Source organism: Streptomyces actuosus, from assembly GCF_016921115.1.
Classification (GTDB): Bacteria; Actinomycetota; Actinomycetes; order Streptomycetales; family Streptomycetaceae; genus Streptomyces; species Streptomyces actuosus_A.
Map to the genome: position 1 here is coordinate 389,678 of NZ_JAFFZS010000002.1, position 12,401 is coordinate 402,078.

Here is a 12,401-nt window from a genome sequence, read left to right on the forward strand (position 1 = left end):
ATCGGACGATGCCACCGCTGGCCTGGTCATGTCACGCCGGGAAAAGGGTGGGGAGGCGACGACGGCCTGCCCGGTACCCTTGAAAAGTCCGGGCACCGGGCCCCGGAGATTCCCGATCCGCGAAGACTGGATGAAACGACGATGCATCGGTACAGGTCCCACACCTGCGGACAGCTCCGCGCCTCTGACGTCGGCACCGACGTCCGGCTGAGTGGCTGGCTGCACAATCGGCGCGACCTGGGCGGCATCCTCTTCATCGATCTGCGTGACCACTACGGCATCACCCAGCTGGTCGCCCGCCCGGGCACGGAGGCGTACGAGGCCCTGGACAAGCTGTCCAAGGAGACCGTGGTCCGCGTCGACGGCCAGGTTGTTTCACGTGGAACCGAGAACGTGAACCCGGACCTGCCCACCGGCGAGGTCGAGGTCGAGGTCGGCGCCGTGGAGGTGCTGGGCGCGGCGGCTCCGCTGCCCTTCACCATCAACGCCGAGGACGGGGTCAACGAGGAGCGGCGCCTGGAGTACCGCTTCCTGGACCTGCGCCGCGAGCGCATGCACCGCAACATCATGCTCCGGTCGGCGGTCATCTCCGCGATCCGGCACAAGATGACGGCGCTGGGCTTCAACGAGATGGCGACGCCGATCCTGTCGGCGACCTCCCCCGAGGGCGCGCGCGACTTCGTCGTTCCCTCCCGTCTGAACCCGGGCAAGTTCTACGCTCTGCCGCAGGCCCCGCAGCAGTTCAAGCAGCTGCTGATGATCTCCGGCTTCGACCGCTACTTCCAGATCGCGCCCTGCTTCCGCGACGAGGACGCCCGTGCCGACCGCTCGCCGGGCGAGTTCTACCAGCTCGACGTCGAGATGAGCTTCGTCGAGCAGGAGGACGTCTTCCTGCCCATCGAGCAGCTGATGACCGAGCTGTTCGAGGAGTTCGGCAACGGCCGCCACGTGACCTCCCCCTTCCCGCGGATCCCGTTCCGCGAGGCGATGCTGAAGTACGGCTCCGACAAGCCCGACCTGCGGGCCCAGCTGGAGCTCGTCGACATCACCGATGTCTTCGAGGGCTCGGAGTTCAAGGCCTTCGCCGGCAAGCACGTGCGGGCGCTGCCGGTCCCGGCGGTCCAGGACCAGCCGCGCAAGTTCTTCGACCAGCTCGGCGAGTACGCCATCTCGCTGGGCGCGAAGGGCCTGGCCTGGGTGCGGGTGGCCGAGGACGGCGGGCTGACCGGCCCGATCGCGAAGTTCCTCACCGAGGAGAACGTCAAGGTCCTCACCGAGCGCCTCGGCCTGGAGTCCGGTCACGCCGTGTTCTTCGGCGCCGGCGAGTTCGACGAGGTCTCGAAGATCATGGGTGCGGTGCGGGTCGAGGCCGCCAAGCGCGCCGGGCACTTCGAGGAGAACGTCTTCCGGTTCTGCTGGATCGTCGACTTCCCGATGTACGAGAAGGACGAGGACACCGGCGCGATCGACTTCTCGCACAACCCGTTCTCCATGCCCCAGGGCGGCCTGGAGGCCCTGGAGACCCAGGACCCGCTGGACATCCTGGGCTGGCAGTACGACATCGTCTGCAACGGTGTCGAGCTGTCCTCCGGCGCGATCCGGAACCACGAGCCGGAGATCATGCTCAAGGCGTTCGAGATCGCGGGCTACGACCGCGAGACGGTCGAGGAGAAGTTCGCGGGCATGCTCCGCGCCTTCCGCTTCGGCGCCCCGCCGCACGGCGGCATCGCCCCCGGCGTCGACCGCATCGTGATGCTGCTGGCCGACGAGCCCAACATCCGCGAGACCATCTCCTTCCCGCTCAACGGCAACGCCCAGGACCTGATGATGGGGGCGCCGACGGAGCTGGAGGAGGCCCGGCTGAAGGAGCTGCACCTGTCGGTGCGCAAGCCGCAGCCGAAGTAGACACCGGCCGGCGCCGAGGCGCCCGGACCCGGGGCGGACGAGCCCCGGTCCGGGCGCCTCGCCATGTGCGGGCCCCGCGGAGCGGGCCGGGCGGCGGCGTTCACCCCCGATGACCGGGTCCGCTCCTGTGCCGTGACGCTGCTTGATGCGTGGACGTGCCCGGTCCCCGGGCCCGGTTGCTCAGTTGTCGAGGCGTCGGGTAGGCGATGACTGCGGGGGAAGTCCCGTCACTCGACGGGGCGTCCGACGGCCTCGGGGGACGGGCGGGCGTGCCCGGAGCCGGCTCTGGTCGGCGATCACGAGCCATGGCGGGGCGTGTGGGGCGGGGCGGACTCGACGCGATGTGCACCTGTTCCTGGGCCGGCACCCTGATGTAGCGTCAACTCCCTTGCTACTCCAGGGACCCACCCATATCACGTGTCCGACGAGTCATTTCCGACCCGGTGGTACGTCGGGGCTCAGGAATCCCTAGGATGTGCGGCGACCAACACGGGCCGCGTTCTGGGGGCGTGGCATGTCGGCGGTCCGCCATGCCGTGCGGCCGTCGGGAGGAGACGTAGCTATGTTCCGAGTTCGCGGGCGGTCCATACCGTCCGTTGCTGGTGTCATGCTCGCGACGAGCATGTTCTGTGCGGGAAGTGTCGCCTTCGCCGGAGCGGCGTCGGCCGACGGGGGTGGCGAGGCCGACACCGCCGTTCTGGGCGACATCGTCCATGGCGGCCGTATCGACATACTCGACGATTCCGATCACGCCGAGGAGACCCTCACCGGCGGCACCATGCGCCTGACGCTGAAGGGCGCCGAACTCGAGACGTACTGCATCGACATCCACAACCCCACGTACGACGGCACCAAGTACACCGAGACGGACTGGGACCACTCCGTCCTGTCGGACAAGAAGGAACGGCTGGGCAGGATCCGCTGGATCCTGCAGCACGCCTACCCCGTGGTCCAGCCGGACGCACTGGGCTCCAAGGTCGGTGCCAAGCTGAACGAGGACACCGCCGCAGCCGCGACCCAGGCGGCCATCTGGCACTTCTCCGACGGCGTGAACGCCCACCCGCGCGACAAGGGCGCCGACAAGGTCACGAAGTGGCTGGAGGAGCAGGCCGAGCAGCACGGCTCCGCCGACGAGCCGCTGCCCTCGCTGAAGCTCACCCCGGACAGCGTCTCGGGCACCAGCGGCGACAGCATCGGACCGGTCACCGTCAACACCAGCGCCGACAAGGTCTCGGTGGCCCTCGACCAGAAGTCCGCGGACGCCGGGGTGACCCTGGTCGACGCGGACGGCAAGGCCGCCACCACCGCGGCCAACGGCGACAAGCTGTTCTTCAAGGTGCCGGCGGACGCGCCCAAGGGCGAGGGCACCCTCACCGCCTCCACCACCACCCGGATCGAGGTCGGCCGGGTCTTCGGCCCCGTCGACAAGAAGAGCCAGACCCTGATCCTGGCCGGCAGCACCGAGGTGCCGGTCACCGCGTCCGCGTCCGGCGCCTGGGCGCCGAAGGAGCACAAGGGCCCGATCCCGGCCGTGACCTTCGAGAAGGACTGCGCCGCGGGCGGCATCCAGGTGACCGCCGCGAACAGCGGCGACCAGGAGTTCACCTTCACCCTGAACGGCGAGACCCACACGGTCCAGCCGGGCAAGTCCGAGACCGTCCTGGTGAAGGTCGACGAGGACCAGGCGTACGACATCAAGATCGCCAGCGCGGCCGGCTACGGCCCGTGGGAGACCCACGGCGTCCTGGACTGCAAGACCGCCGGCCCGTCGCCCAGTCCCTCGGCGAGCACCCCGGCGCCCGGCACCTCCACGCCCGGTACCGACACGCCCGGCACCACCACCACCGGTGGCGGCCTGGCCCAGACCGGTGGCAGCAGCGCCACCCCGGTGATCGCGGGCGCGGCCGTGGCTCTGGTGCTGGCCGGTGGCGGACTGGTCTTCTTCCTGCGCAAGCGCCGCTCCACGCCGTCCGCCTGACGGTGGCCGCCGGGTCCTGACGACCCGACGCCGAACAGGTGAGCACGGTCCGCCGCCGGACGCCCCCGACGTCCGCCGGCGGACCGTGCTGCTCTGTCGGGCCCGGCCGGGAACACCCCGGACCGGGCCCGAGGCACGCCGGGCACACGGACACCGTGGCGCACCGGCCTGATGAGTTCCTTCCGCGCTCTCCCGACGGACTCTGCCGTGGACGGCGCCCGGGGCGCCACGTCCGTCGCGTCAACCGGTTCGGCAGTCGCGGCAGCGACCGGGGGAGGGGGCCCGGAAGACGCGGTCGCAGGTGCCGCAGGTCTGCCAGGGGTGTCTGGGCTCCGGGGCCGGTGGGGCCGGGGGCCGGAACGGCGGCGGTGGCGGCAACTGCGCGGTCAGACGGTGGGCCAGCAGGGCCGCGGGCCGGGTCAAGGGCTCGGCCGGCAGCCGCTCGGTCAGGGCGCGGCGCACGGCGGACGGCGGCAGGTCGCGTTCCATCCAGGCGGCGACGCCCGGAGCGAGGTGCTCGGTGTCCGTCGCGGACAGCAGCAGGCGGGGGTCGAGGCGGCGGAGGCCGGCCAGCACGTCGACGGCCGCCCGCAGGAGGTCGGGTGAGGGCGACGCGGGCTGCGGTACGGCGGGCAGGCGCCTGCGCGGCGGCGGTTTCTCCGGCGCCGGACGGCGGGCGGACCTGCGGGGACCCTCGGCCGGACCGGCGCGATGTCCGGGCTTGTTGCAGAAGACCGTGCGGGTGACGACCTGCCCGCCCGGCCGGCGCTCACGGGTACGGCGCAGATAGCCGTGGGCTTCGAGTTCCCGCAGAGCCGCGGCGATGCGCGTGGGCCCCTCGGGGAAGCGGTCGGCGAGGGACTTGATGCCGACGGGGCTGCCCTTGGGCAGCGACTGGATGTGGCAGCCCAGCCCGATGGCGAGCAGGGACAACTCCTCGTGCTGGGCGAGATGGTTGCCGATCACCGTGAAGTTCTCGGTGTGGCGGGCGCTGTCGTGGACCACGCCGGAATCCGGCCGCGCCCCCGGGTGGTTTTTCCCCGGGAGCCGGGACTGCGGACGCGAGCGCGCGTTAGGGTTTTCGGTATCCATCGGGAAGGGTCTGCTTCCTAGGTGGTCAGGCCCTCGCACTGGGATGGCAGTCCCGGCGGGGGCCGTCGCATGTCTGCGGTGGTGTCGCGCTGAGCGTAGGGCACGCAACCGGTCCCGGATCCAGCCGAGTTGGACATATTCACTCCGGCGAGTGAGTGCGCCCCGCGGGAGGGAGGGGTGGGGCTTGGTGGGAGTTCTTTCTCCCCGATGGTCCTTGGAGAAGACCGCCCGCGGCACCGGGACCCGGACCGTCGGGTGCCGGTGACATGCAGGCCGGGACGGTGAGTTCGGCCCAGACCGTCTTGCGCGGCGGCAGCCCCGGTGCCACTCCCCAGCGGTCGGCGAACGCGTCCACGAGCGCCAGCCCGTGACCGCCCTCTCCGCCGCGCACCGCGTTCCGGTGCGGCGGGAGCCGGTCACCGCGCGTGTCGGTGACCTCGACGCGCAGGACAGCGCCGACGACGTACAGAAGAAGGCGGAAGTTCCGGCCGGGGACGCGGCCGTGCGTGGCCGCGTTGTTCGCCAGTTCGGCGACGACGTGCCGCGCCGGATCCAACGGCAGCTCCCACGAGCGCAGTTGCTCGACCGCGAGCAGCCGGGCCAGCCGGGCGCCGCGTGGGGTCGGGGACAGCAGGACACTGAAGTTGCGGACGGGGCGGGCGGGTTGGGGGAGCCGGTCTGCGGCGGCGGTCAGTTCCTGATTCACGTCACTCAGCGTGGCCGGAGCGGCTTACCGTGAGGAGTGACGGCGCCGATGCGTACGGTGACTGTCCGGCGCTTGTCCGGTGGTGTCCGGGCTTGTCGGGGCGGTGCGCGCGGGTAGGGGCGTCGCGGTACGAGGCGGTGGCGGTACGTCGGAGGGGCGCGCATGTCGGTGGACGGTGAGGTACGGCGGCTCAGGACCGAGGCGGACGAGCCGGGATGGGAGGTGGACCCGGACGACGAGTGGGGCGTCGCCGTCGTCGCCACCGTGGGACGGCAGTTGAAGCTGCGGCGGGAGGCCGTGGGCATGCGGGCCGCCGACTTCGGGCGGGCGGTCGGGTACGGCGAGGACCTCGTCTACAAGATCGAGGCCGGGAAGCGGATCCCCCGGCCCGAGTATCTGGACAGGGCGGACGAGGTGCTGGGCGCGGGCGGCCTGCTCTCGGCGATGAAGGAGGACGTGAACAAGGTCCGGTACCCGAAGAAGGTGCGGGATCTGGCCGAGATGGAGGCGAAGGCCGTAGAGCTCGGGGTGTACGTCTGCAACAGCATCAACGGGTTGCTGCAGACGCCGGAGCACGCGCGGGCCGCGTTCGAGTCGCGACAACCGCCCTACGCGCAGGCCGAGGTGGAACGCCTGGTGGCCGCTCGGATGGCCCGACAGACCATCTTCGAGCGGGATCCTGCCCCCGCGCTCGGCTTCGTGCTGGAAGAGGCGCTGCTGCGACGGCCACTCGGAGGCACAATGGTGTGGCGGCAGCAGCTCGAACGCCTGTTGGAGGTGGGCCGGTTGCGCAACGTCACGCTGCAGGTGATGCCGACCCGTGTGGAGGCGCACCCTGGTCTCGACGGAAGGATCGAGCTGCTGAAGTTCGCCGACGGTACGGCGACGGGCCGCTCCGACGGCGCCTTCAACGGTCGTCCCGTCTGTGATCCGAGGCAGGTGCGCATCCTGGAGCTGCGGTATGGCACCATCCGGGCCCAGGCTCTCCCGCCTCGGGAGTCGCTGGCTTTCATCGAGCAACTGCTGGGAGAGACATGATCCGCAAGCCCTCCGCCGGGGACGCCTCCGAACTGGCCTGGTTCAAGAGCAGCTACAGCGACGGCAACGAGGGTGACTCCTGCGTCGAGATCGCCCCCACCCCCGGCACCGTCCACGTCCGCGACTCCAAGTACCGCGACGCCGGTCCCCGGCTGGCGCTGTCGCCGGAGGCCTGGGCGGAGTTCGTGGGGTACGCGTCCGGGAGCTGACGCCTCGTCGGCACGTGGGCCGGGCGGGCTTCACCCGTCGGGCTCGGAGCCGTCCTCGGTGTCCGGGTTGGCGCCGTCCTCCAGCAGGCGTTCCGCGATGTCGTCGGACCAGTGCTGGGCCCAGGTGCGCAGGGCGGCGATGTCCGCCTCCGTCAGGCCGTACGCGGTGAACGCGGCGTCCGGGTACCAGTCGCTGCCCTCCAGACGGGACCGGAGGGTCGGCAGGTCGAAGGGGTCGTGCGCGTGATGGCGGCCCAGGTCCTCCAGGTCGGGCAGGGTGAAACGGGCCGCGGCGGCGCGGGCGTCGACGAGGTCGACGGCGGCGCCCCGGTCGTACAGGGCCCTGATCTTCGTACCGACGGCGTCCTCCGTGCTCAGGGCGGGGCCGAGGTCCGTGAGGACCGGCGGGTGCCAGAGCGTCTCCTTGTGGAGGATCAGGTCGCACCGTTCGCCCGTGGGCGGGTCCGTGACCGACAGGTGCGCCGTGAGCGGGGTGACGGGCCCCGTGACGACGTCGCGGGCGCGGCTGCGGAGCGCGGTCGCGACCGCCTCGGCGAGCCGGTCCGTCGGCTCCTGGCTCTCCGTCGCCATGTCCACGTTGGCGTGCGGCCGGTCCACGAGGCCGTGGGCCTGGAGGGCGTAGCCGCCGGCGAGGACGAGGGTGTGGGGGAGGTCTGCGGTGGCGACGTCCGAGAGGAGTCGGCGGTGCGGGTCGGGGAGGTTCACTGGGCCCAGGGGGGGAGAGGGGTGGGGTCGGGCAGCACTCTGCCAGACGCGGGCCGCCGACCGGGCCAGGCGCGCAGTCCCGCGGTCCGACCCGGCGGGAGGACCCGGTGCCCACGCCCCGGGTCCCTACCGGGCCCGCCCCGGGGCTACTTCGCCACGAACTGGGTGAGGATCGCCTGCACCTCGTAGATGTCGACGCCCTTGGTGAAGGTCTTCTCGATCGGGACCGAGTTGCCCGACACCCAGATCTTCAGCTCGGCGTCGAGGTCGAAGGTGCCGGCGGTCTCCACCGCGAAGTGGGTGATGCTGCGGTACGGGATGGAGTGGTACTCCACCTTCTTGCCGGTGATGCCCTGCTTGTCGACCAGCAGCAGGCGCCGGTCGGTGAAGATGATGGTGTCGCGCACCAGCAGGAACGCCGCCTGCACCTGCTCACCCTGACCCATCAGACGGGCGTAGTCCTTCTGGGCCTCCGCCGGGTCGATGGGATGCGCGTTGCCGAACAGTGCCATGAGATGAAACCCCCCACTCGATGGGCGCGGAAGTGCGCTCACGTCCCAGTGGATCACCGGGAACGATCAGCGACATGTATATCGGGTAGGGGTGGATGCGTACAGTAGTTCGTCCGAGGAGGGGGGACGACATGAGATACGGGGGCGAGCGGCGGTACGTGCTGCTGCGGGGCCTGGTCGTCGCGGCGTTCTGGCTCGCCGCGGTCGCGGCGGTCTGCTGGACGGTGAGCAGCGCCGTCGGCGCCGACTGGCCGGACCGGCCGGTCTGGGACCTCGGGGACGGCGGTCCGTGGGTCGCGTCCTACACGCGCGCGGCGGCGGCCGGGAGTTGGGGCGCGGCGCGCGTGTGCCTGGCGGGGGCCGGCCTGGTCCTCCTGCGGGAACTGCTGGACCGGATCCTGCACGCCGTCGGCCGGTTCGTGCGCGGCGGGTAGAACTCCGCGCAGGTGACGGCCCGCGGGCGGAGGCTGTCGCGGGCGGGCGGTCCGGCACGGATGCGCGCCCCGGGGTTCGCGTCCGGACGCACTCCGCGACAGGGTCGTCCTCAGGAAGCGCGTGCCTGCGCTCCCGCCGACGGCCACCGGCCACGGTCGCTCCCGATCAGGTCTGCTCGTCGGCGCTGTTGGTTCTCGGCGTGGCGGACGTTGTCGTGGACCACGCCGGACGTGTTACATCTTCGCTTGTACAAGCGGGGCAGCGTTCCGTCGCCACGGCCCATGAACTCCACGGCGTTGTGCGGAGCGCCCGGCCGACTGGCCAAGCCGGTTCAACCGGAACAGCGTTCGGATCACCGGCCGGCACCTCACCGCGTTCGCATGTTCGGTGTCCGCTGCCGGAAACTCGAACCTGAAACCGCTGCCAACCCTCCACCGGTTCGGCCGGACAACGGTCTGGATCACGAGCCGGCTGTTCCCGACCGGCGTCGTTCCTTGTTCCCATGTTCTGGATCCCCCGCCGGGGGCACCCGGCATGAGGTGCCCAAAGACCCCGTCACCAGCGGAGACGCTGACGCCGGGGTCTTCGCGTTTGTGCGGCGTACTGCAGCGCTGAGCAGCCCTGGAACGGAGACTCTGTTGTGGGCTGTTCGCGGACACGACGGCTCAAGTCAGATCGGTGCGAGGCGAAGATCGGCGGCAGCACGAGACCAGGCTTCCCGACCCGGTGTTCGGCAGGTGCCGCCGTTCCGGTCCTTGGGGAGGCGCAAGCCGAGCGAGGCAGCGGAACGTCTCGCTGCATACGGGTCGCAGCCAGAGGAAAGACTGGAAGGTGAAGGTGCGCGCCACCTGACAGATCAGGGGGGAGGAGGGGATGGCCCGTCGGCTCTCCCCGCTGGGGGTCGGGCTTCTGGTCGTTGCTGCAGTGCTTCTTTCTTTGGCCGCAGTCCTATGGGCGCCCCAAATGGTGTACCCGCCACTTACCGATCATGAGCTGATCCAGGTCTCCGATGGCGAGAAGCGCATTGAATTACAGCAAGTGCAATCGCAGCTACAGAAGGATCTGCGCGGACAACTGCTCCAGTTTCTGGGCGGGCTGGTTGTACTGGCTGGCGCGGTGGCCGGCTGGCGGCAACTTCGGCTTGCCCATGAGGGACAGGTGACTGAGCGCTTCACCCGGGCAATAGACCAGCTGGGCAGTAACAGTTTGGATGTCCGGATAGGAGGCCTCTACGCCTTGGAGCGTGTCGCCCGAAACTCTCCGTCCGACCGTCCGACAGTCACCTACGTCCTGGCTGGGTTCATTCGTCAGCACGCGCCGTGGCTCGTGGGCGCAGCCGACGGGCCACGGCACCCTTCACTGGACGTGGACCCCCGAACACCGTGGCTGACCAACCGTGCGCCGGACGTCCAGATCGCTGCCCACATACTCGGCAGACGTCCGCCGCATGCTGAAGAGGCGGCCTTGTACCTGTCACGTGTGGATCTGCGGCACTGCCGGCTCACCAGAGCGCGTCTTGCGGGCTCGAATCTGCGTCATGCCAATCTGGCCAGAACTTGGATGCCGGAGGTCGACCTGCGAAACGCTCGTCTCTTCAACGCCGATCTGCGGCAGACCAACATGCGCGATGCCCGACTGACATACGCGGACCTGCGCAACGCTCACTTACAGCATGCGGATCTCCGCAGTGCAAGGCTGCACGGGGCGGACCTGAGGGGCACGAACCTCGACCAGGCACGCCTTGACGGAGCAGATCTCACCGCCGTCCGGACCGATGAAAGCACGGTCTGGCCTGTGACGTGACTGACCGGGCCGAGAACGGTTGGACCAAGACACTCTCGATCAGGAGCCAGCAGTACTTACTCTTGCAGACGGCGGTGTGCCACCACCTCTGCCGGGATCGATCCGGACCGGATCACGTTCCTCGGCACGCTCCGTATCGTCCGCCGCTCGGTCACCGACCGGGCGGCCTTCGGTCTCAGGTCCAGTCGCGGGAGTCGCGGACCAGATGCTCGTGGAGCCGGGCCAGCCGGGGCTCCGAGAGCGAGCCGGAGCGCGTGACCAGGTAGAAGGTGTTGATCGGCGGGATCTCCGGTTCCAGCAGCGGAACCAGGGCGCCCGAGGCGAGTTCCGCGCGGCACAGGTAGGTCGGCAGGACCGAGATGCCCGCCGACGAGATCACCGCCGCGATCACCGCCCGCAGGTCCGGGACCACCACCGCGGGCGGGCTCGGCGGTGGGGCGTCGAAGATCATCCTCCAGTAGCGGCGGATGATCGGCAGCGTCTCCGCGTAGGCGATCAGCGGCAGCTTGGCCAGCACCTCGGGGCTGTCAGCGGCCAGTGCGCCGGCGGGCAGGGAGGCGGAGACCTGGGGCGAGGCCAGCAGGGCGAACTCCTCGTCCGTCAGGGCCCTGAACTCCACTCCGCGGTTCTGCGGCTGGATCGTGGAGATCACGATGTCCAGATGCCCGTTCTTCAGGTCCTCCAGCAGGCTCGCCGCCTCGCCGAGGCTGATGCGGATGTCCAGCCCCTCCGCGATGAGCTGGCTGATCGACGCCATGATCTTGGCCGTGACCAGTTCCGCCGGGCCTCCCAGGCGGACCGGTCTGCTCTCCGTGGTGTCGGCGAAGTGCCGGGAGACGGCGGCGTTGATCTCCGCCATCGAGGACTCGATCTCGTGCGCCAGGGCCTTGCCCGCCGAGGTGGGTGTCGCGCCCTGCGGTGTGCGGTGGAACAGCGGCTTGCCCAGTTCCCGCTCCAGGGAGCGGATCTGCTGCGTCACGGCGGGCTGCGTGAGCCCCAGTTGTCGGGCCGCCTTGGTGAAAGACCCCGTATGGACCACGGCGATGAAGGTTTGCAACCATCCCAACTGCATATTCGAGCCGGCCCCCCAAACCGGTCGGAGGTCGGATGATCCGGTCTCGTGCTTCACCCGACCCTCTGTCCCGAACCTACCGTTTCGGCCCCGAAGCGTTTCAGAACCTCTGCCCAAGACTTTGCAAAGACGGCCATGGTGAAGGCGGCAGAACCGGTGTAACGGCCACCGGTTCTGCCGTGTTCTGTGAGGAAAAGGGGGTACGTGAGCGGTGGTGTCAGTTCTTGAGTTCGCCGATCGCCAGTTCGGCGACCCGGGCCGCGGACGCGGGGTTCTGGCCGGTCACGAGCCGGCCGTCCGCGACGGCGTGCTCGGCGAAGTTGCCGGCCTTGGTGAAGTCGGCCCCCCGCTCGATCAGCGCCGTCTCCAATGCGAACGGCACCACGTCGGCCAGACCGACGGCGGCCTCCTCCTCGTTGGTGAAGGCCGACACCCGCTTGCCCGCGACCAGATGGGTGCCGTCGTCCAGCGTGAGGTTCACCAGGGCGGCCGGGCCGTGGCAGACCGCGGCGACGACGCCCCCGCGCTCGTAGACCCCGGCTGCGAGCCGGGCCAGCGCCTCGGCCTTGGGGAAGTCCCACATGGTGCCGTGCCCGCCCGCGAAGAAGACGACGTCGTAGTCGCCCGGGTCGAGCCGGTCGGCGGTGGGGGTGGCCGACAACTCGGCCTCGTGCGCGGCGAGGAAGCGGGCGGTCACCGTGTCGTCGGGCTTGATCCCGTCGCGCGGCGGCGTACCGCCCGCGACGGACACGAACGCGATGTCCCAGCCCGCCGCCCGGAAGACCTCGGCGGGGTGGGCGACCTCGGGAACGTAGAAGCCGGTGGAGCGGCCGGTGTCACCGAGCCGGTCGTGCGAGGTGAGGGCGAAGAGAACCTTCGGCATGGCAATCCTCCTGGATTCGGAACAGTGGTGCGGCGGGATGCG

The 12,401-nt window shown here is 70.2% G+C and carries 12 protein-coding genes; 6 read left to right on the top strand and 6 right to left on the bottom strand.

The features are described from left to right. Positions 1-141: 141 nt before the first annotated feature. Together aspS and JS756_RS04670 are read left to right on the top strand one after the other, a co-directional pair. Entirely contained in the window at positions 142-1,905 is a 1,764-nt protein-coding gene (aspS, locus tag JS756_RS04665) for an aspartate--tRNA ligase (protein WP_205381616.1), read from the top strand. A 607-nt stretch (positions 1,906-2,512) separates the two neighbouring features. After that, positions 2,513-3,883: a thioester domain-containing protein gene (locus JS756_RS04670; protein ID WP_240203220.1), complete on the top strand. Its 1,371-nt coding sequence runs from the start codon at positions 2,513-2,515 to the stop codon at positions 3,881-3,883. Between the two features lie 240 nt (positions 3,884-4,123). Here JS756_RS04670 and JS756_RS04675 read toward each other — a convergent pair whose 3' ends face one another. Both JS756_RS04675 and JS756_RS04680 read right to left on the bottom strand, forming a co-directional pair. Then, complete coding sequence (locus JS756_RS04675; RefSeq protein ID WP_205381618.1) at positions 4,124-4,975, bottom strand: helix-turn-helix domain-containing protein; 852 nt, start codon at positions 4,973-4,975, stop codon at positions 4,124-4,126. 139 nt (positions 4,976-5,114) lie between these two features. Then, positions 5,115-5,681, bottom strand: coding sequence for an ATP-binding protein (locus JS756_RS04680; RefSeq protein ID WP_205381619.1), 567 nt, complete (start codon positions 5,679-5,681; stop codon positions 5,115-5,117). Positions 5,682-5,843: 162 nt separating this feature from the next. On the opposite strand from JS756_RS04680, the gene JS756_RS04685 reads away from it, so the two are divergent. Both JS756_RS04685 and JS756_RS04690 read left to right on the top strand, forming a co-directional pair. After that, complete coding sequence (locus JS756_RS04685) at positions 5,844-6,719, top strand: helix-turn-helix domain-containing protein (RefSeq protein WP_205381620.1); 876 nt, start codon at positions 5,844-5,846, stop codon at positions 6,717-6,719. After that, entirely contained in the window at positions 6,716-6,928 is a 213-nt protein-coding gene (locus JS756_RS04690) for a DUF397 domain-containing protein (RefSeq protein WP_205381621.1), read from the top strand. The genes JS756_RS04685 and JS756_RS04690 overlap by 4 nt, the downstream gene beginning before the upstream one ends. Before the next feature lie 30 nt (positions 6,929-6,958). On the opposite strand, the gene JS756_RS04695 is transcribed toward JS756_RS04690, so the two are convergent. After that, the gene (locus tag JS756_RS04695) at positions 6,959-7,654 is read right to left on the bottom strand and encodes a hypothetical protein (protein ID WP_205381622.1); all 696 of its coding nucleotides are present in this window, start codon (positions 7,652-7,654) and stop codon (positions 6,959-6,961) included. A gap of 146 nt (positions 7,655-7,800) precedes the next feature. Next, positions 7,801-8,166, bottom strand: coding sequence for a PH domain-containing protein (locus JS756_RS04700; protein WP_205381623.1), 366 nt, complete (start codon positions 8,164-8,166; stop codon positions 7,801-7,803). Between the two features lie 131 nt (positions 8,167-8,297). On the opposite strand from JS756_RS04700, the gene JS756_RS04705 reads away from it, so the two are divergent. Both JS756_RS04705 and JS756_RS04710 read left to right on the top strand, forming a co-directional pair. After that, on the top strand, positions 8,298-8,600 hold the full coding sequence (locus JS756_RS04705; RefSeq protein ID WP_205381624.1) for a hypothetical protein: 303 nt from the start codon (positions 8,298-8,300) through the stop codon (positions 8,598-8,600). A gap of 874 nt (positions 8,601-9,474) precedes the next feature. Then, entirely contained in the window at positions 9,475-10,404 is a 930-nt protein-coding gene (locus JS756_RS04710) for a pentapeptide repeat-containing protein (protein ID WP_205381625.1), read from the top strand. Between the two features lie 175 nt (positions 10,405-10,579). Here the strand turns inward: JS756_RS04710 and JS756_RS04715 are convergent, their stop codons facing one another. Together JS756_RS04715 and JS756_RS04720 are read right to left on the bottom strand one after the other, a co-directional pair. Continuing rightward, entirely contained in the window at positions 10,580-11,476 is an 897-nt protein-coding gene (locus JS756_RS04715; protein ID WP_205381626.1) for a LysR family transcriptional regulator, read from the bottom strand. Between the two features lie 217 nt (positions 11,477-11,693). After that, a complete protein-coding gene (locus tag JS756_RS04720) occupies positions 11,694-12,359 on the bottom strand; it encodes a type 1 glutamine amidotransferase domain-containing protein (protein ID WP_205381627.1) in 666 nt (221 codons plus the stop codon). Positions 12,360-12,401: the final 42 nt, after the last annotated feature.

Coding starts and splice junctions, on each gene's coding strand:
- aspS (WP_205381616.1), top strand. CDS start 142: ATGCATCGGTACAGGTCCCACACCTGCGGACAGCTCCGCGCCTCTGAC.
- JS756_RS04670 (WP_240203220.1), top strand. CDS start 2,513: ATGCTCGCGACGAGCATGTTCTGTGCGGGAAGTGTCGCCTTCGCCGGA.
- JS756_RS04675 (WP_205381618.1), bottom strand. CDS start 4,975: ATGGATACCGAAAACCCTAACGCGCGCTCGCGTCCGCAGTCCCGGCTC.
- JS756_RS04685 (WP_205381620.1), top strand. CDS start 5,844: ATGTCGGTGGACGGTGAGGTACGGCGGCTCAGGACCGAGGCGGACGAG.
- JS756_RS04690 (WP_205381621.1), top strand. CDS start 6,716: ATGATCCGCAAGCCCTCCGCCGGGGACGCCTCCGAACTGGCCTGGTTC.
- JS756_RS04700 (WP_205381623.1), bottom strand. CDS start 8,166: ATGGCACTGTTCGGCAACGCGCATCCCATCGACCCGGCGGAGGCCCAG.
- JS756_RS04705 (WP_205381624.1), top strand. CDS start 8,298: ATGAGATACGGGGGCGAGCGGCGGTACGTGCTGCTGCGGGGCCTGGTC.
- JS756_RS04710 (WP_205381625.1), top strand. CDS start 9,475: ATGGCCCGTCGGCTCTCCCCGCTGGGGGTCGGGCTTCTGGTCGTTGCT.
- JS756_RS04715 (WP_205381626.1), bottom strand. CDS start 11,476: ATGCAGTTGGGATGGTTGCAAACCTTCATCGCCGTGGTCCATACGGGG.
- JS756_RS04720 (WP_205381627.1), bottom strand. CDS start 12,359: ATGCCGAAGGTTCTCTTCGCCCTCACCTCGCACGACCGGCTCGGTGAC.